At 57.0% G+C, this 20400-nt stretch carries 12 protein-coding genes and 1 pseudogene; 2 read left to right on the forward strand and 11 right to left on the reverse strand.

Annotated elements, in window-relative coordinates; genetic code table 11:
- Window positions 1-7: 7 nt before the first annotated feature.
- Both SH139x_RS18165 and SH139x_RS18170 read right to left on the reverse strand, forming a co-directional pair.
- Window positions 8-844, reverse strand: coding sequence for a hypothetical protein (locus SH139x_RS18165; RefSeq protein WP_488351191.1), 837 nt, complete (start codon window positions 842-844; stop codon window positions 8-10).
- Entirely contained in the window at window positions 841-1308 is a 468-nt protein-coding gene (locus tag SH139x_RS18170; RefSeq protein WP_488351192.1) for a hypothetical protein, read from the reverse strand. The genes SH139x_RS18165 and SH139x_RS18170 overlap by 4 nt, the downstream gene beginning before the upstream one ends.
- A gap of 168 nt (window positions 1309-1476) precedes the next feature.
- On the opposite strand from SH139x_RS18170, the gene SH139x_RS18175 reads away from it, so the two are divergent.
- Window positions 1477-2169 carry a YhcH/YjgK/YiaL family protein gene (locus SH139x_RS18175; protein ID WP_488351193.1) on the forward strand — a complete coding sequence of 231 codons (693 nt, stop codon included), beginning with the start codon at window positions 1477-1479 and terminating at the stop codon, window positions 2167-2169.
- Here the strand turns inward: SH139x_RS18175 and SH139x_RS18180 are convergent.
- The 8 genes and pseudogenes from SH139x_RS18180 to SH139x_RS18215 all read right to left on the reverse strand — a co-directional run bounded on the left by SH139x_RS18180 (window position 2166) and on the right by SH139x_RS18215 (window position 13747).
- Window positions 2166-3371 carry a hypothetical protein gene (locus SH139x_RS18180; protein WP_488351194.1) on the reverse strand — a complete coding sequence of 402 codons (1206 nt, stop codon included), beginning with the start codon at window positions 3369-3371 and terminating at the stop codon, window positions 2166-2168. The genes SH139x_RS18175 and SH139x_RS18180 overlap by 4 nt on opposite strands.
- 177 nt (window positions 3372-3548) lie before the next feature.
- Window positions 3549-4082, reverse strand: a complete 534-nt coding sequence (locus tag SH139x_RS18185) for a hypothetical protein (protein WP_488351195.1) — start codon at window positions 4080-4082, stop codon at window positions 3549-3551.
- A 105-nt stretch (window positions 4083-4187) separates the two neighbouring features.
- Window positions 4188-5453: a prepilin peptidase gene (locus SH139x_RS18190; protein WP_488351196.1), complete on the reverse strand. Its 1266-nt coding sequence runs from the start codon at window positions 5451-5453 to the stop codon at window positions 4188-4190.
- A 148-nt stretch (window positions 5454-5601) separates the two neighbouring features.
- A complete protein-coding gene (locus SH139x_RS18195; protein ID WP_488351197.1) occupies window positions 5602-6858 on the reverse strand; it encodes an NAD(P)/FAD-dependent oxidoreductase in 1257 nt (418 codons plus the stop codon).
- 330 nt (window positions 6859-7188) lie between these two features.
- A complete protein-coding gene (locus SH139x_RS18200; protein WP_488351198.1) occupies window positions 7189-7755 on the reverse strand; it encodes a hypothetical protein in 567 nt (188 codons plus the stop codon).
- Between the two features lie 27 nt (window positions 7756-7782).
- Window positions 7783-9633, reverse strand: a complete 1851-nt coding sequence (locus tag SH139x_RS18205; protein ID WP_488351199.1) for a DUF116 domain-containing protein — start codon at window positions 9631-9633, stop codon at window positions 7783-7785.
- Window positions 9634-10057: 424 nt separating this feature from the next.
- A pseudogene (locus SH139x_RS18210) lies at window positions 10058-12076 on the reverse strand (prenyltransferase/squalene oxidase repeat-containing protein); the annotation flags it as partial.
- Between the two features lie 120 nt (window positions 12077-12196).
- The gene (locus SH139x_RS18215) at window positions 12197-13747 is read right to left on the reverse strand and encodes a sensor histidine kinase (protein WP_488351200.1); all 1551 of its coding nucleotides are present in this window, start codon (window positions 13745-13747) and stop codon (window positions 12197-12199) included.
- A gap of 464 nt (window positions 13748-14211) precedes the next feature.
- On the opposite strand from SH139x_RS18215, the gene SH139x_RS18220 reads away from it, so the two are divergent.
- Window positions 14212-17985 carry a DUF4332 domain-containing protein gene (locus SH139x_RS18220; protein WP_488351201.1) on the forward strand — a complete coding sequence of 1258 codons (3774 nt, stop codon included), beginning with the start codon at window positions 14212-14214 and terminating at the stop codon, window positions 17983-17985.
- Between the two features lie 145 nt (window positions 17986-18130).
- Here SH139x_RS18220 and SH139x_RS18225 read toward each other — a convergent pair whose 3' ends face one another.
- Window positions 18131-20350, reverse strand: a complete 2220-nt coding sequence (locus SH139x_RS18225; RefSeq protein ID WP_488351202.1) for a sulfatase-like hydrolase/transferase — start codon at window positions 20348-20350, stop codon at window positions 18131-18133.
- Between the last annotated feature and the right edge of the window lie 50 nt (window positions 20351-20400).

Below are 20400 nucleotides of genomic sequence, written 5' to 3' on the forward strand. Positions count from 1 at the left end.
CGACAGCTCAAGCTGGCTGCAAATTTTGGTCGGTCACGGTATCACCGTCGCTGGCTATCGCGTGCAGACTTACCGTTGCCAAACCGATCGCGCTGAGCACCACGGAGAAGAGGTAAAAGTTTGACAAACAAGCGATCGCGGTAAAGACCGCGATCGCCAACATTCCCGCATAGTGCCGCGGCAGCAACCAAAGCGCGGCAAAGCAGCTGGTTTCCGTCACAATCACCAGGCGTGAATACCAACAAGCGATACTCCGCAATTCCGGCTCGGCAACCCAAGCCCGCAACCAGTTAAAGATCCAAAAGTCGCGGTCTTGAAAATAAATCTCGTACAGCACGGCCCCCGACCAATACTCGGCCGTCCATTTGCCAATCCCGCCTCCCAGCAGGATCATCGCCAAAATGATGTTGGCAAGATATGCGCCTTTGCTCAATAACTCGGCGGTCGGATCGGCGCCGCAGCGATGAATAAACCAAACGCACCACAGCGAGTTCCAAAACGCGGTCACAAACGTGGCGTCGTTATAGCTACCTTGATGAATACATAACAGGAAGGCACCGCCGCAGCTGATGCTCGCCAACGCCCGTAACTGACAACGTTGACGCGTCAGCATGGTCAAAAAACTGGCGCTAACAACTGCCAGATAAGCGAACGCCAAGACAACATTGGCGCGATCCCAAGCGGGAAAAAACTCGTCTTGAAGCGGCAACTGGGCGTAGACTTTGAGGAAAGTCCAAAAGTGAGCCGCTTTCCATAGGACCGCCAGCAACATACAGCAGACGACTGTTCGATATACCACGATCGCTTGGGTGCTGAGGACTGTGGCGTTATCCCGCTGGCTCATGGGGTCTCTCCGCTGGCATTCGTCTTGGTCAAACGAAAACCGCCATCCGGCTCCGGCGTGGCCCGACAGACCGTAGTTAACTGCTGGTTGCGATAACGCGAACGCACCACCAGGTTCAGCGGCTGATGCTGATGCAACAATCGATAACGGTTGTCACCAAAGGTCAGCAAGCGAAGCGGAAAGTGATTCACCAAGCTCGATTCCTCAGCGGTCGCCTGGGGGCCATTCAACCAGTAGCGATTCTCAAAACTGTACATAGCCGGAATTGGCTGCTGCAGTGCCCAACAGAAAAAATTTGAACTCCGCAAATGAAATCTTGCCAGCGTGGCTTGCTGGATTGAACTGGAGAGCGGCAGCGCCAGCAACCAGGCGGTAACCCCCAGCACGACGGCCGCCATCGCTTTGGTGGCGAGGTCGAAACGGGGAGATTCCGGCGTGCTGCTTAATGGGTTAGACCGCGTCATGTCGCCTGCTCAATGAAGCGTGTGTTTGCCAACCAAGTCGGTAATGGCTGTGAAAATCTAGCTCAAAATTTTGTGCGAATTCACATTATTCGCTCGATTACGCCGACTCAACGAAACTGCTATCTTGGCGTCTGACACCCACAGATCCAGGCTTTTGAGGAGAGCGAAATGATTATTGACCGATTGGAGTTTGCCGATCGCTACGTCGCTTTACACCCCCAGTTCGGAGCGGCGTTTCGCTTCTTGCGGCAAATGGACCCCAGTTCTTTGCCGGATGGGCGCCTGGAAATCAACGGCAGCGATTTGTTTGCCATCGTGGAGCGGACCACTGGAAAAGGACCAGGAGGTACTCAGATTGAGCACCATCGCCGCTATCTCGATATCCAGTACGTGGTCTCTGGCGAAGAGACGATCGGCTGGATCCCAATAGCCGATTGCGAACAACCCGAGGGTGATTTTGATACCAGCCGCGACGTTGGTTTTTTTGCGGACCCACCAACCAGCTACTTCAAAATTCCGGCGGGTTGTTTTGCCATCTTCCTACCCGAAGATGGCCACGCCCCACTGAACGGCCAAGCGGATGTGCACAAAGTCGTCCTCAAGGTTTCGCAAAGCCTCGAACAAATCCTCGAGGACCTCCGCGCCGAATTGGCCGCGTCAGATCACCTTGATGCGAACCACGATGCCCGCCTGCGTGATTCCATTGCCGACATTCAAGTTGCCATGGACAATCAACAGTCGCCGCCAGATTCCTTCGCCGAAAGGATGCGCGAGGTTGCTCGTGAACTCGAAGTCACCCACCCACGGCTAACCCACGCCGTGGGACGGGTGGCCGACGCGCTCGCCCAAATTGGTATCTAGCGCTCTCCGGCTGACATAACCGACAACTCGGGCTTTCCCGGTGCCGAAGGCGCCTTCAAGCTGAGACTTCCGACCGCGGCGAAACCGCCGTGGCATAACCGCTCCGCCAAATGCTCAGCCGTGGCACTGACGAGTTTCGTTTGTCCCACCTCAGCAAAATCCGAAACGGTGGCCAAATGCGTCGCCAATAACGCTTTGGGCTCCTGATCCTCATGAGCAGGCACGACTAGTTCGTTTGGATCATCATCGTCAGGCCGATCATCGCTGGCCTGGATCGTGCGGACCAAGCGTCCATCTTCCAACAGACTTGTCAGAGTCACCCTTTCCTGCTCGCAAAAACTAGATAATTCGACCATCACCAGGTTCGTACAGCCGAGCATCATCAAGGTGTGCCCGGCTTGGCCAGCGTCGTCAATGAATTCCCACGATTCGGCCGACTCGAAACCTAACGCCCCCAGTTCCTGTTGCCAAAACGCACGCGTCGCTTTCAACTCGCGTGGCAGCTTGCGAGCCTTCTTTTGCTGGATTACAACCGAGTCGCTAGTCGACTGGACGCTGGCGCCCGCTCCGCTGTAACTGCGACTGCGAAGATAATTGCTGAGATCATCTTCCGCTGCGCTATTTAGGTCTACCACTTCACCTTTCCGCAGCAGAGAAAACAGCGTCGCGTTCATCATTCCCCAGCTAAGAGCCAATATTAAGAGACTGGCCAATTCGCCATAGGTGGTCACGTAAAACTGCCAATCAACCTCGCTGCCCAAACCAGCAGGTGCATGTTCCTGACGGAGTTTGAGCAGCTGCTCGAAATGCTGGGGTGCCACCAACAGCAAACCAGCGCCCCAGCAGATAGCGGCTCCCAGGCCCAAATAAGCCAACTTCAGCAGCAGCGGAAAATTTGTTTTAAAAACTGGACGGATTAAGAAATTCACAATCCCCAGCGGTAGCAACAACAACGTGCTCAACCACCCAGGTCGACTGCTGCAAACAATGATCGCCCCCAGAAACAAGGCAACCAAACTGCCCAGCAGGCGCGGCGCCCCCTCGCTGTTCCATAAATCAACCGGAGTTACGATCGCTCCCTCGGTAAAATGGAGACGGATTTCACCCAAAGTCACCAGCGGAGTGCTGCACAGTCCACCAACAATCGCCAAAGAACCCAGGATAAAGGGCAGAGAACGACGCTTGTTCGTGCTCGCTACCATGGTAAATCCACAAGTCGAATACGAGTAAAGTGCGATGCTTGGTAATCTACATCGATAGATTAGTTATTAAGAACCTAGCCGAAAAACATTAGCCGCTTTGGCGCTAGCCGCGGTTCTGTTGGGTTTTCGGATAGGTGCTAAAATCTAGGTCGAAGAATGCCCTCGCGCTTAGGGGAATCAGTACTTTTCCAAGGTGCGACGCGACGCCACACCGAGGGGTGAATGATGATGGTAAAAACGCTTGATCCACTGACGCCCCCCCATTTTTGCTGCGTGCTGTTGCCACCCGAAACGCTTCAGCAGTCGATCTGAAATCCGCGTGGTTCCCACGTGAGCGAAAATTGCCAACGCCTGTCGCTGATGGGCAATCACATCGAGCACCCTGAGTGACTCGCGAAATGATGCGTAAGAAGTGCCCGGCCGACAACGGATGTATTCCAATGTCAAATACCCAGGGACGCGACGCGACGCGCGATAATCCAAATAACAATGGTCGGTCCGACTCTGACGGGTACGCGAGTCAAACCAGATTTGCATCGTGCTGGCCATCCCAGGTAACCACCGCGAGTCAATCGCCGTCAACACGCCACCGCGAACATGAATCCGTCCCCGCAAGGGAATTGCTGGCAAACACTCAGCGAATCCCTGCTCAGCGAGTGGCTTGTCAGCTGGCGACTCGGTAACCGCAGGCGATTCAGCAGACGCAAACATAGTCGCATGCATAGTGTCAAACGGGTGTCAGCGTGAGCGGGTTTTGGCGACTGACGCCCTGGGAGCGTCCAACAATCGCCGCAACAATCGGCGATCTGCTCAAGCCTAGCCCATGATTGCCTGCTTGATAAATCGCCACACCGCCAACATCACCCCCATGATGCACAGCAGGCTAATTAAAATCACCGGCAAAATCGCTCCCAACCCGAAAGCCGGCACTCCGAAATATTCCCATAACCTGGGCCAAAACAAAATCGTCACAACGGTCCCCGCGCAGAGATAAGGACCAAACGGTGTGACTCGGTTGCGCGTCAACGCAAACTGTACCAAGACTATCAAAATCGCCGTGAACGGAGCCAACACAAAAGCCAATAAACTAGCTTGCCAACCAACAAATGCACCAATCATGGCCATCAAGGTCACATCACCAAACCCCATCGCCTCTTGCCGCATTGCCACCCCAGCAACCAACCGCACCGACCACACCGTCGCTCCCCCTACTCCCATTCCCACCAACGATGTCAGCAAGCCGCGCCAATGATTATCACCCAACCAAAACACAACACCTATCCAGCCTAATCCAGCGAGCCAAATCAACAATAACAACTTCCAACTCGAATGCCGCACCAAGCCCGCAAAAAAATACTGCACCGCCTTGCCCACACCTCGCCGCAAAATCAAACGTCTATCGGCTAGGGCAAAACACCAACAAGTAAACAACCCCCAACCAAGCCACAAACCGGTTGCATTGGACCAGCGGTCACCCCAATTCCCTCCCGGCGTGGTGAACAATACCGGCTCTAACGAGAAGCCAGTGGTGAAGTAAGGCATAAATAACTGATAACCACCAGAGCCTAAAGCCAACCCCAACAAAGTCCCCGGCACGGTAATCCAATCGGGCACCGTCTGCTCATCAAAGTCGATAAAGGTGGCGGCAACCATTAACGTGGCCAGCAGTGCATGCCCCAGGAAGATAAAATTCATCCACTGGTCCACTAGCAACCTGGCCCCCGGTACGTTGTTGATGCCAGGCACCAGTTGAGCCTCCACCAACGACAAATCGAGCACGGCATATCGATAATAAGCGACCAGTGCTATCGGAAAGAGCAACTCGATCAACAACGGGCGCAGCCAAAACCAACGGCCATGCAAAAAAGCTTCCCGCCGCAAACCGATCCAACCGACCAGCGGCAGGCGATCATACCAGCGACGCGGAGGAGCTCCCGCCGCCGGCGGCGCCCAGGGGCTGATCGGCCGCGGGAAATAGGCCAGCGTATAAATGACCCAGTTGGCGAGCCCAGCCAAGACGAACCCGCAACCAACAATCACCGCGACACGGACTGAGAGGGGAAAATCCAACCAGAAAGCCATCGCCGTCTCACCTCTCCGAGGGTGTCTTACGTCACTCACGCGTCGTGACGTACCGGCGATCACTTTAACCTAGCACCGCCTGCCTCTCTACCACAGTGAAACTGGCGGCGGGACTTTTCCCAACTTGAGAGCGGCTAGCCTACTTTATTTACGCCGAAGCGGCTTCCCGAATCCTTCTTTCCTCCGCCGCCTGCTCGATGGCCGGAATCATATCGTCGAAGATCATGCCGGTCTTATCGTCAAACACGCGGCCAATCAGCAGATCGGTTAAATTGCCACGATGCTGAGGAAACTTCTGCATAAATCGCCCGAAGCTAAAGTCCTTGCTGTAAAAGGCATGCACCAGTTCCCGCACGCGACTCATGCCAGCCTTGAACTCGCCGGTCCAATTCCCCAACTGCTCACTCGAGATGTCCTGCTTGCGGATCCCCTCGACGACGGCGTCGCCGGCTCGCACGCCAGTCTCTAGGGCAAAGTACACCCCGCTAGAATAAACAGGATCGATGAATCCAAACGCATCGCCAACCAACACCCAACCGGGACCGGCATGCTGCTTAGTGGTGTAGGAAAATTCTTTAGCGACTTTCAAACCGCCCACTCTCTCGGCCATTTTCAGCCTTGGCAACAGCCCGGGACAACTGGCTAACTCCTCGGCAAACACCTCTTCCGGCGTACCCCGGCCTTTCAGCAAATGCTCGTGATCTCCGACGCACCCGATGCTGGTGATCCCACGAGCCTGCGGGATAAACCAAAACCAACAATCCTTCGACTCGGTTTGCAAGATGATCGTGGCTCCGGCGTTCTCACCCGGATCGCGTTCCGCGTCGCGGTAGTAGCCCCAAATGGCAGCCTTCTTTAGTCGCGGATTGATCTCTTTCAAACCTAACTTGTTGGCGATTACCGACTGTTGCCCGGTGCCATCAATGACGACTTGACAAGCGATATCACGCTTTTCTCCATCGGGTCCACGCACACTTACCCCGACCGCACGCTCGCCTTCAAAATGCACGTCCAACAACCGTGTGCGGTCGCGACAATCGGCTCCCAATTCGGCCGCTCGATCAAACAACAATTTGTCAAAATCACTCCGCTCGACTTGCCACGTTTGACTGCTATCGCGGTCGTCGTGCTCGCGAAAGAAAAATGGTTCCGATTCCTTTCCCGTATTGGTGACGAACTGGACACTGTTTTTAACTTGAAACCCCATCTCGCGGACGCGATCGACCAATCCCAACCGCTGCAGAGGCCAGTACGTTTCCGGCATCAACGATTCGCCAACGTGAAAACGCGGAAAAGCCTCCCGCTCAACCAACAAAGTTCGCAAACCGGCTGCCGCTGTGACCCCCGCCGCACTGGCACCGGCTGGGCCCGCTCCCAGGCAAATCACATCGTACTGGTCGTTCATGGAATAACCTTTTTGAGTCATGGACACCGCTCAAGCTCCGTGCTGAATGGTGATGCAGTTCTTTCCTAGCTAGACACCGCCAACGTGGTGGCAAAATCATAACCCGAAGCGTAAGCGAGGGACCGAGATAGGCAAAATCCCTCGCTGACGCGTCGGGTTACGAAAACACCGCATTTTCAACGGAGCATATGCAACCCGCCAAATTATAGATCGGATGGCAAGTGCTCCGCCGAAAACTGCCCAAGCCCTAACCGCTCATTCACCAAACCTCGCCCACCGCCCCTCGCCTTGCGATCGGCATCACCTTTCTGGTGATCGACATCGGGACAATCAGGGTGTGACGATCTCGAGCAACTCAATGGCCGGCAAATAATCGCAAAAAATCCGCGCCGTGCGCCCATAAGTGATCTGCCCGACGGGAATTTCCAGCAACCGGGCCAAATCAGGACCGGCGGAAACTTCCCAAAGACCGCACAATTCGACCTCGCGCAACACTTGATGCTTGATTAAAACTCGCCCCAAAGGAATTTGCCGAGCACGAATTTCCTCCCACACCGGGGGCGCCAGCAACGACACGTTCAGACGCACGATTCCGTACTGAACAGGCGATTGGTCCAATTGGCGATGCAGCGTGATCTCCCGCGCGTACCAATCGTCCTTGCCCGTCGCTTGTACGAATCGCGTCCGAGCAACACGCACATCGACCGGACAACCATGAAAGGCTTCCACCGTCACGGTCATGTGGGCTTCGTGGTTCAGCAGATCGCGCTGCGGCTGAGGAATTTGCTCTGCCGATTCACACGCCCGAAAATCGCCGAGCGTGTTGTCTTGCGGATAGAACAGCTCCACCAAGTCCATCAAATCGACGGCTGGTGGTTCAGGTTGCGTCTCGTGCACGCGAGGGATCCTGGGCTGTGGAGTTGGCTAGCGATTGCTGGTAATTGGCAACGTGCCCAACGTAACCACCGCGGGCGTGGTCTCAGTGGGACGTTCCAGCACGGTATCGACCAAATAGTAAAACAAACGACGCAAAGCATCGGGCTGCAAGGCATCGGCAACTTCCTCCGCCCGTTGCTGGTGCTTGTCCACCAAGCGATGGGCCGCCTCGAAAGCCCCCGATTCTTGATACAACTGCCGCACGCGGCGGAGCCGGGGAGGAGCGGGGCTGGTGTTTGCCGGGTCGCACAGGGCCAGCAACTCTTCGGCCTCAGCCGGAGAAAGTTTGTCGAGCGCCAATGCAAACAATAACGTGGGCCGGCCTCCCAACGTGTCACCTCCGGCCGACATCTTGTTGTGGTCGTCCCCATCCCAATCGTTCAAATCGTTGAGAATCTGGAAAGCGACTCCCAGGTTGCGACTGAAGACACGAATCGGCTCCGCGTATTCAGCAACTGGCCCCGCCAAGCGGATACCGGCATAGAGTGCTGCCTCGAAAGCGGGTGAGGTCTTCAAGGCGTAAACCTTCAAAGCGTCGATCGGTCGCAACCGTCGATCGCTAGCATCACGCCACACCAACTCGGCCCCCTGCCCTTCCGCTAAACGCGTGTGGGCGCAGGCCAAGCTGTCGAGGATATCGGCGGTTGCTTCGGGCCCCAACGCAGCAGCCTCACGCGATACTAGCCGATAGCCCATGCCGATCAAGTAATCGCCCACGTTGATCGCCGTCGCGGTCCCGCAACGTCGGTGCATCGCCGGCACGCCGTAACGAAACGCGTCATCGTCTTCGATGTCATCGTGGACCAAGCTGGCTTTGTGAAAAGTCTCAATCGACATCGCCGCGCGGCACACCGACTCGGGAATCGCCTCCACCACCTCCACACCCTCGGCGGTGGTGCCAAGATCGCCTCGCAAAGCGTCGTAAGCCGCCAAGGTGATGAAAGGTCGCGAGTGCTTGCCGCCTCGCGAGAGAAAGTCGTAGGCCAACGATTCGGTAGCCGCAATCGGATCGGTGCCGGCCAGCAAACTGGCACCATCGAGCGCTTGCGGATCGAGCGGCTTGCCGCCTCGCAAACGGGGCACCAATTTCTCCAAACGCTCCGGCTCAAACATGTCGGCCGCAGCCCGCATCAAGTGTATGTATGTGCGAGTCTGCTGACGAGCCGGTTGATAGGGCGTGCGGACCATCGCGTCGACCCAATCCTCGTCAACGCTGGTGTTGCGGCAATCACTGCTGAGCAAAGGGACCGCCATGCACGGAATCCCAGCAAGTAAAATCTTATCGATCGCTTTCTCGAGCACGTTCAAACAGGCTACGCCGCAAACCGCATCGACATAGCCGCTGACGATGATCTTCATCACGACTGGCGAGCCCTCGGCAACCAGCACGCGATAGCCCATGTCCTCAGCCACGGTGCGGAAGTCGGCGATCGAACACGCGCCACACTGCCGACAATTCAAACCAAATTGGTCGTAGTCGGCCGGACAACCTTCGGCGTGCTTGAGACAGTGAGGCAGTAAAAAGAGCCGCCGTTCCGGAGGCACCGCAGCGACCGATTCGGCCCAAAATTCAGTGCTCAAGACCACCATGATCCAACCGACATAGCCCTCCGGAAGACCACTCTCTTCCAACAGAGCCCGAGCTACCCGCTCCATCTCGTCTTTGGTCAACGGAGTGGCTTTGTCAAGTTTCGCTGCCACCTGACGACATCGCTCGCGCAATTGCTCGCGCAACTCGCGTGTCTCAGGGACCAACTTCAAATGACTGGTTTTGCGACGACGGCTATTCGATTTGGGAGCCGCAGAAGCCTTAGAGGTGGACGGCGTAATGATCGACAACGCGGGGGTCCTTCTCGGTGGCGGAATGCATTTATGATGAACGGACACGATCGAGCGAACTATCCAATGCTCGCTCCGCAGCCCCCAGGGCCGCGGTGGTAAACACCGTCGGGTACAGTCTCTCGTGATACCACAGTTTGGCAAAGTAAAAGCCGATCGGCCACGGGTCGTGATGTTTCGACTGACGCACCGCCTGGCACAAAAATTCGGCCCCGCCTGTTACGGCTGTTCGGATTATAGCCGCTCGGCACCCCGCCGCTCCAGCTGTGATCAAATTTCCGCCTACTTCAGTCCCAATTTTTGCTGGCAAAGCCCCTGCCACTCCCCCGAACAGCCCATTTTCGACAACTTCTGGGCGAGTCATCCCCGCCCCACTACCCATTGCCAGCTCCTGGGCCGGATTTGCTGCCTGTTGTGAAAGTAGCCAAATTGCCAAGCCCTCCACGGCAATCGCCGTTTCTTCCACGCTACTTTCGGATCCTCTGCTCTCTTCAACACTGCTGACATCGTTAGGTTTCGCCACATATTCCATGTCAAAATTCCTTACGATCTCACGGCGGGCAAAAGATGCTGCCCGTGACGGCCCGCCCCCCCAACCGCCATCCGCATTCTGATGGTCTACCAAATAACCGACCGCACGCTCCAAAATTTGCTCCCGAAACTTCGCCTCCGCACCACGCGTCTCATGCCCGACTGCCGCCGCGGTTAACAAAATCCGCCCCGTTCCGTACACCGGATTCTCATCGTCGGGGTTGTCTTGATTGCCAAACCAAAGGGGCAAAAAGGATCCGTCAGGCCTTTGGGATCGAGCCAGGAAACGCCAGCCCCGGCGAACCGCACGCGACCAACCACGATGCCTCCCTATATCAATCCCCAGCCTCGTCTCGGCCAGAAACAAAGCTCGCAAAGCATGAGCGGTCAAATCGGTGCTGCTGCGATCAAAGGGCAATTTCCCCCAGCCCCGACAAAATGTCGGCCAGCCGCCGTCACGATTCTGCAATCGCAACAACCAACCAACCCCTGCGTCGGTAGCTTGTCGAATTCGCGGCAGCAGTTCAGGGTCGAAATCACTCTGCTGCTGAGCTTCAGCCAAAGCGATAATGGCAGCCGGCGTGTCGTCTCCGTCAGGGACCGCCCCGCTCAGATCGGTCCAACCCCAACCGCCAGGATTAGCGCCGGTAAATGGATGTCGCTGCAGATGCTGACAACTAAGCAGCCAAGTCACCAAATCGCGATCAGCCCAATGTGAGTCTACCGATATCTCCTCAACAATTCCTTGCATGCTGAGTTGCAGCCCACTGATTTCCTGCTTACTAAATTCCTGCCCGTCAGGCACATGCTCGGCAGTCTCCGGCCCACTAGCCAATAAACCAGCCCCTTCAGGTACTTGGCTCTCAGGTACTTGGCGATCACCTGGTTTGCTGGCCAACGCGTGGATCGACAACGAAGTAATCCAAGTCGCCAAGTTCGTATCGATCGGCCACGCGCCATCGTCCAAAATACTGTCCCGCAGAAAGCACAAACCATTTTGCGAAACAGGATGCTCAGCCCGCCCCGTTGCCGCCAAACTCATCAGCACGAATGCGGTTAGCGGGGTCGCTTCCAAGTACCCTCCACTGGTCGGCTGCATCCGCTGCAGCACCCGCATCGTGGTGCCGACAACCAGACGCCGCAATCGCCCCAGCAGCGGCAAACGCGGCGGCTGATAAAACAACCTCGCTTGACCAATCGCCACCAAAGCCGGCACTGCGTAACTGACAACCGGCATCCGCATCAGCCGATACATCCGCTGCGGTACGGCAGCCAACTCGAACGGTAAGGCCTGCACCTCGCTCCACGGCACCATTCCGGCCAAAGCACAATTCGTCAAAATCGGAATCACAAAAGTCTTGTCTTTGCCATAACGCGCCTTCAGCGCGGCAATCGAACCGCTGCGTTCGATGTAAGCATTCAAGTCGGCTGCGACTCGCTGACATGCCTCCTGATCCACTTCGCTTAATTGCGGAGCGGCCAACTTGAGGGCAGCTGCGACCAACATGCTGGTGGCGATATTTGAGTGACTGCGGTCGGTATCTCCAAAGCCGCCGTCCCGATTCGCGGCGGTCAATAACCACGCCGCACCGCGTCGAATCAACTCCCGCAGCTCAATCACAGCCGGCTGCGAAGCGGCTTCTGCAAGCTGCTGCGGGGTGCTGGTCGGCAAGCAAAAGTGCTTTACCGCCGCGGGAGGTGGCTGCCGGCGCGCGAGACGCGTCTCCAACACAATCGACATGGCGCTGACCGCTGTGGCCGTTGACAGAGCGCTCGCCGAAAGCTGACCGGTCCAATGCACCTGACCACCGCGAGCAGCCAGCAGTTCAGATCGCAACTGCTGCTGAGTGCGCCGCAGCCGAGGCAATAAATCAAACTCGGTGACCGCTCGGGCGGCATCGTCTACGGCCATCAATGCAGTATCTTTTCGAGGTTCAGAGTCCAGCCGTTGCGGCGCGGCCCGCGGCCACTCTTACTCTACTTGATAACCTGCCCGCTTCGCAAACCGTGACCGGCTTGCCAATGGTCGCATTCAGTCGCCCAAACGTCCCAACTGTTTGGCTTGTCGTTGCAGCCTGGATGATTGCTTTTTCATGCGTTGGCTTAAATGCCGCAGCTCATCTTCCAGCCGCTGAGTGGAACGGTCCTCAGTGGGCACCGCCGTCCCCCCGCCGCGACTCTCCTGGTCGTCAAACATTGGGGCACGCGAATTCGCATGCAAAGTATCGCGGACCAAGACTTCGCGGATCACTCCCCGGTTACCGCGCTGCGAAACGGAGATCATTTGAGGTGGTAGCCAAGCCGTTTTGATCTCCGGGCTCTGCTCGGCAAGCCGGCGCTGCAGTTCTGCTTGACGATCGACCAACTGCTCCGCCGTGACATCGAGCAACATTACCCAGCGGCGCAGATCTGTTCGGTAGGTCAGTTCGTGCAAACGTTGCTCGCGTTGCAACAACGCATCGACTTCTGACAACCGCGCCGCCGAGGTGTCGGGTGAGACTCGCAGACCGACGACTTGCAGCGTTTCCGCATTTCGCGGAGCCAGCCCATCAAACGGGATGATCGCTTCATCCTTATAAGCACCCCGCGAAATCACCGGTGGTGAGTCGACTCGCAAACCACTCTCCAGCGGCCGCTGCTCAACCTCCTGGTGCAAAACTTGATGACGTCGACCGCTGAGGCTTGGGCCAGAACCCGAAATGCGGCCATCATGATTTCGCGGCCCCAAACTACCTCGTGGTGGAGCGACAATCTCCCGCCACCTGGCAAACGCATCGGCAACCGAGGCTGGCCCGCCGGCTGGCAAATCAATGCTGACTCGCGTCCCGTGCCCCAGCCTCGACAGCACGGCCAACCGAGCGAAATGCAGCGCCGCCAAGGAACGACAAATCGCCAGCCCCAAACCGGTGCTGCCGGTGCCGCTGTGGCCCCGCGTCGTCATCCGAATCATCTCGTCGGCCGACATCCCAGGTCCCGCATCGATGACGCTCAAACGAGCCATCCCGCGCTGCAAGCTGGCCGTCAATGAAATCAACACCGCGCTCCGCTCTTCGCTGATCGCAATCGCGTTGCCGGCCAAGTTGATTAACAGTCGCCGCAGCAAATTAACGTCGCCGTAAATGTTCGCTGCGAACGTCTCAAACCCCTCCCAGGCGATCGTCACCCTGCGGGGCACGGCAATTGAATTCAAGACGCTGAGACTTGCCTCGCGCAGATCGGCCGGAGCGATCCACCGCCGCACGATCGCTGGTGCACCATTCCGCAAACGGTCGACGCGCAACATGTTGTCGGCCAACTGCTGGATCGCGTCACACTGGCCCAACGCGTCTGCTAACAGCTCCTGCTGAAACATCGTCACGGGGCCGGCGTCACCGTCGTGGATTAAACGAATCGCTTCCCGCACCCCGGTCAGCGGCGAGCGGAGATCGTGAGCGGTCTCACTTAACAACTTTGCCGCCGCATCGACCGCCGCACCGGAGTCTACCGCCTGCTCGCTCAAAGAAATCGATTGATCATTCGAGGAACCTAGCGGCTGAGAGATGCCACTCAGTTCTACCGCTCGAACCGCTGTTTGTTTCGCCATGCTGCAAGCCTCCATGCCCGCTCATTGATCGCGTGACTGCGATTGGACTCTGTGCCGTTATCGCCACTTCGTCTGCTGACCCGCCACACTGCGACGCGATGGTTGGAAATAACGATCGTGCCTCCAGACGGTAACGCTTCTTTCCCTCTTTTCGGAAATTCGCACCTACTCAGTCCCACAGAAGCGAAAAATTAGTCCCACTCCGCCTACCTCCCCGACGGATTATCGCGAACATGCTTTCAAAGCGGCATGGATATTTTCTAAAGAATTGGGAAAACAGCACTATTTCGCTATTTTCAAAAAATCACCCTTTCGACTAAAGTTAGCAGGATTCGCTGCCGGGGGTGATCGCGATGTTCCCGCAATGCCTTTGCCCGCACTTCAAGTCAGCGTATTGATTTTCAACTAATTGGTGCCACAGGACCGTGGTGCTACGTCAGGCAGGCCACGGAGGAGCCAGACCCATGTTGCTGGAAAAAATCGAAATCGATTCTTGTGGATCACTTGAACAGATCCATCTCGGCCCATTTTCTCATCGCTTGAACGTGGTCTTTGGACCGCCCGGCTCGGGCAAAACAGCCTGCCTCGAATTTATCCGCAGCGTCATGCTCGGCAGTGATCGTGATTGGCACCGGGGAGCCAGCGGCCGCGTCGTCTGGGCTGACCGCGAAGGACTTGTGCACTGCCGACGAGAACTCGACGGCACTTCCCGCGGACGCCTGCTGGTCGATTGCGTGGCTCGCGATGACCGCGCCTACAATCATCATTATGGCTATCGAACCGCCAGCAATTATCAAAACCTCGAACGCCTCGTCGAACTACCCCGCCAGTTACTCGATGCGATCGTCGCCCCCGCCTCCCAGATCGACCTGGCGACTGTCCTCGCCGCATGCCAGCAAGCGGGTCTCAATACCCGCCACTGGACTCGCGACGAAGCGGAAATCTCACGCGTCCGTCAAGCCATCGCGGACCTCGATCGCCAACTCGAAGGCTACACCAGCCAGGGCGAGACAAGCGACGGGCTGCGACTTCGCCGCGCCGATCTGGTGCGACAACTCGCCCAGCTCGATCAACTGCCCCGCCAATCGGCTGCCGACGTCGAGCGCCGGGCCCGCTTGCAATCTCGCCTCCGTGATACCAAAGACGAAATCCACCGTCTCCGTCGGCAAGAGTCCGACCTGAGACAATCACTCTCGCGGCTCGAAGACCTGCTGTCGAGTTCCAGGGTGCCGGAAAACTTGGCCCGCTCCACCGCGGATCCGCAACAAGCCCAACTGCGCATCGCGGCCAATCGCCGCGCTCAACTGGTCGCACTCGACAGGCAACTCGTCAGACTCTGCAAGGCACTGCGAGATATTCGTGGCCTCCGCGAGTATGGCCCGGCCGTCGGCGCAGCACCCGATGTCGTCGATCTCGAAGCACCAGTGCGTTTTTATAACGCCTCGGCAAGGCACCAAGATTACCAGTTCTATGACTCACGACTCGATGCCGTCCGTCATCAACTCGATTGGCTGCTCAGCCACTATGATGCAAGCCTCCCGCCGCAAGACCGTTTGCCCAAAGGGAACTATGATGACGCAGTGGTTGCCGATCCAACCCAGCTCGGTCCCAACTACTTCGATCACTACTACCTTGATCGGGAATACCTTGATCGCGAATATCTGGACAGCGATTACCGCGATCGCATCAACTCCGAGCGTCTCGACTTAACTCGCAGCTACCTCGACCGAAGCGAATTGGATGCGTTGCTTGAGGCCGTCCGGGGACTCCGCGCAGCGATCGACAAAGGTGCCCGCAGCACCACGGACCAACACCCTTACTCGCTCAATTTGAGTGCCTCAGAGGAGACACTCACCCGGGCAATTCGCCGCATGATTGATGCCCGCCAAGCACTCTTAGAGAAGATTGCTGACGAGCATGATTTGTCCAGCGGCCAACTCAAAGCGGCCTTCGGAGATTGGTACCGCTGCCATGATCAACCGCACCTATATCAGTGGTTACTCAGCCATCAGGCACCGAGCCAAATCGATGAAACCGGCATGCGCGTCGCCCGCCGTCGTCGCCTGGAAAGCGAACGGGCCGAGTTGCTCGATGAACTAAGCCGCACCGTCAATCGACTCGATGCCTCGGTACGCGAAGCACGTAGCGTCGAACGACAAATTGCCGAACTCCCCGACCTGTTGCCAGTCGCTGTGGATGAAAAACGCCAAAGCTGGCTGCGGGAGGAAATTGCCGAAGTCGATCGCCGTTTGCGTTGGCTCGATAGCTGCCAAGCCGCCCACGGAAAACGCCTGCAACTCACTCGCCGACTCGACCATCTGCTGGCGGGTGTCTCCCATCCCTCGGCACTGATTCGACAAGCTCAAATTTGGGCCGAACAACTTTCCAGCGGAAAGTTATCGCCGTCGCAAGTCGCGCAGTACCTGCAATCGCCCGCCGCGGCTGCCACGGCACACACCTCAAGCGACGATTCCAGCATCTTGCGCGACGAGCACCAGCGACGGATCGTCCATTTGGCGCTGCGAATGGCGGCCACCGATCAGCTCCGCAGCCAGGGCCGACAAATTCCCTTGCTGGTGGATGAACCATCGGCCACTTGGCTCGGCGACTCCGAGCGTGCCCACCTGGCCGACATCTTTGCCCGTTACGCCAATCACGGTAACCAACTAATCGTCTTCACCGCCCATCGCGGCCTGGCCAACGGCATGCGCTCGCTCGGCGGTCACGCACTCACACTCGTGCCCCGACACTACTATCAACTCCGCTATCGTGAGTCCGCCGATACTTCCGCACAACGCATCAATCGAGAACTCGATACCGCCTGGCGAGAATCGCATGGCGTTTACGACGATCCGCATTGGTATCGGCAACCGACCACAAACGGTTATCACCAACCCGATGACGACTGGTCACAGTCCTATCCGACCCAACAGCGCCCCGCTATCCAACCTGAGATCGAATTGCCAAGCCGGGTGTCGCGAGGCCCGGCAAGCCCTTTTTTTCTGACCGACGACAGCCCTGTTGATCAGGCACCGTCCATTGACGCCGTCGCCGCAGCACGACTCCGCGAACAAAACATCACTACCGTCGGTGATCTACTCAATGCCGATCCCCGACGTGTTGCCCGCCGTCTCAACTTGGCCGACGTCTCGGTCGAAGTCGTGATTCGTTGGCAAGACGAAGCCAACCTCGTCTGCGGTGTCCCCCAGCTGCGCAATTTCGATGCCCGTGTCCTGGTCGGTTGCGGCTTTACCGAACCCAGCCAACTTGCCAGCATGCACCCCGGCCAACTGCTCGAGAAAGTCGAAGCGTTCCTGGCGACCAGCCGCGGTCGACAAATCCTCCGCACAGGCACCAGCTACGAACTGTCTCGCATCACCAGTTGGATCGCTGCCGCAAACCGCTCCGTGGCACGCCGCTCACGGCATGGCGACACAGCCGAACGACGCAGCCATCGCGGCAGCCGCAGCAATCGCGGCAGCCGTGCCTCCTCGCGAAATCGCGATCGTGACAGCCACTCCACGCTCAACTACGAACGCGGAACCACTGAGCGACTTACGATCGATGGTCAATCACGCGCAGAACGTGAAATCGCGGAACGCGAACGACTGGAACGCGAAAGCACGGCTCGTGCTCGCGCTACCCGCGAAAGAACTGACCGCGAAAGAACTGACCGCGAAAGCAGGGCCCGCGAAAAGACCTCGCGACGTCAAAAACGCTTTTCAAACAACCACTCGACCTCACAACAACAAGTCCGTCACAGCGAAAGCTCGTCCGCTTCCTCACACGAAACCCGAGAGCTGCGTTTCTACTTGGAGCTAAACAGCCCCATCGTCGACGCACCATCAATTGGCCCCAAAACGGCAAAGCGACTCGAAACGATTGGCTACCGTACGGTCCGCCAATTCATCGAAGCTAACCCTGCCACTATTGCCGCGCAACTGAATCATCATCGATTGACCAAAGACCGGATCACAACCTGGCAACAACAGTCAACTCTGATGTGCCAAGTTCCAATGCTGCGTGGCCATGATGTCCAATTGCTGATCGAAGCCAATGTGATCACACCCGAACAACTGGCCAGCGCCGTCCCGGCCCAACTGTTCACCAAGATTGATCGCGTGGCCAGGTCCAGCGAAGGAAAACGCATTCTCCGCGGAGCCAATTTGCCCGACCTCGAAGAGATCAACGACTGGATCCGCTGGGCCGCCGACCGCCGCAGCCTCAAAGCGGCTTGAGAAGTACAATCATTCACTAGCCGCGGTTAGCCGCTTTGGCGCTAGCCGCGGTTCCCGTCTTGAACCAAACAAAACCCGCCCAACAAAACGGTGGCTAGCGCCAAAACCGCTAACCGCCAACCACTAGCCACTAGCCACTAGCCACTTACTCGCCGCCGCCATCGTAAACGGGCGGTTGCCAATCTGCGGGCAACTTGCCCTGAGGCTTGACGCCGATCGCACCGACCGGAATCTCCGTCTCAGCTGCCGTACGCAGCGGCAGATCATCAGCCAAATGCATGATCTTAATATCTTTGAATTGCACCTTCATCGCCGGCCCCACGTGCACCTGCATCGCTAGCACCCCTTCCAACTTTCGCCCCGTCTCGTCCAGGTCGATCAAGTCAGCGGTCTGCACGCTATTAACCCAATGCTGATGATGGTTGCCAACAACCAACACGCGATAGCTATGCCAGCTTTCCGTATCAATTGCCTCCAACCCTGCATCTCCGCCAGCCAACTGCCCCACAATCCAAGGCTGGCCATCGCTGGCGACGATCACCCGCTCGCCACCGCGAGCTAATATCCGCCGCCCCCTTTCCTCATATAACATGCCGTTATAGTTCGGATGATTAGCGACGATATCACACTGATAGCCGGAGACGATGTCCAATCCCAACTCGGGACGCGATACGCCCCGGTATTGGATACCACTGTTTCCTCCCGAGCTTATCTTGACTTCCATTCGCAAATCAAAATTACGAACGGTGGAACCAGTCCAAGTGATAAATTGGTTGGCGCTCAGACTACCATCGGTTTCCCCAGTCAAAGCTCCATCCTCAACCGACCAGAGCGACTTATCACCCTGCCAACCATTCAAGTTGCGACCATTAAACAGCCGCACAAAACCATCCGCTCCAGGTCGCTGGGTAACCGCGGCCGCGGCTTCCGGATACGGCTCAGTCGAAGTCTGAAACTTGCCTTCCAACGGTCCCAGCGGCCCGCCCAACTTCTCCACGATCGTCGTCGTCCGCCCACGCAGTTGATTCAACGTCTCCGCGTAAGCAGGCTCGCTGGCCAAATTCACCAACTCATCCGGGTCGCTTTGCAAATCATAGAGAAACTCATAATTCTCATGATCAAAATAACGCGCGTACTTATACCGTTTAGTCCGCACTCCCTCCCAAGCCGGTATGCGGTTGCGAACGGCAAAGTGTTCGTGAAATGTCTCGCTGCGCCAATCCATCGGCTCCTCTCCGACAACAATCGGCTGCAAACTGCGCCCTTGATATTGCTCCGGAACCGGCACGCCAGCCCAATCAAGAAAAGTCGCCGGCAAATCCAAGTTCAACGCCAACGCATCAACCACTTTGCCCCGCTGCGATTCTTCAACACGCGGATCAGCGATGATCAACGGAACCCGCAGCGACTCTTCAAAATGCGACCACTTACCCGCTAATCCACGGTTCGCCATGTGATAACCATTGTCGGCGGAATAAACGATGATCGTGTTCTCAGCGAATCCCGCTTGCCTTAAAGCCGATTGCAAGCGACCAATCGCGTTATCGATCCCGCTCACCATCCGCAGATAAGCACGCATGTTCGTTTGGTACTTTTCGTCGCTATTCCAACGCCAAAAATAACGCTCACGATTAATCGTCGTTTGCAGGAAACTGGGCAGCCCGGCAAAGATGCTCTCGTCGCTCAACCGCGGTGCCGGCATCTCCATATCGCCGTACAACTCACCCGCACTCTGCGGCCAAGCAAAATGCAAACCGGGCCGGCGGTCACCATCCTCAGCGTGACATGAATTCAACCACAGATTTAACGCAAAGGGTTGCTCACCCCGGTTCCCTTCAATAAACGAAATCCCCCGATCAAAGATTAAATCGGTTTCATGTCGGAGACTACCATCCGCCTGAGGCTTATAAAAAGGCGTGCGGAAAATGGCTTCGTACTCATCAAAATGGTCCGCCGGTCGATAGCCCGCTGGCATCTTCGCGTGCCACTTGCCAAATTGCCCCGTCCGATAACCAGCCTCTCTTAGCAAATCCGTGTACAACGTCTCCGCCACTTCCGCGCGAGTCACATCGGGGGCCGCTGGCGTTCCATAACTCCGACCAGTCAATCCCGTCAGGATGGTCGTCCGACTAACCCAACAAATCGACTGACTGACAAAAGCGTTCTCAAAACGCACGCCGCGTCGAGCCAAAGCGTCAATCTCCGGAGTCTCCACAAACGGATGCCCATAACAACCCAATGTGTCAACCGTCTGATCATCCGCAAAAATAAAAATGATGTTCGGTCGCTCTGCGGCAAACGCATCGCCAGCTAGCATCACCGACATCACCAAACATGCCGCCAAACTCATCGCCAGTCGAATCATAAGAAAAAATCTAATCAATCGTGTGAAAAAACAACATGATGAAACCCAAT

It is taken from the genome of Kothea flammea, assembly GCF_052161645.1.
Lineage (GTDB): Bacteria > Planctomycetota > Planctomycetia > Pirellulales > Pirellulaceae > Laterigemmans.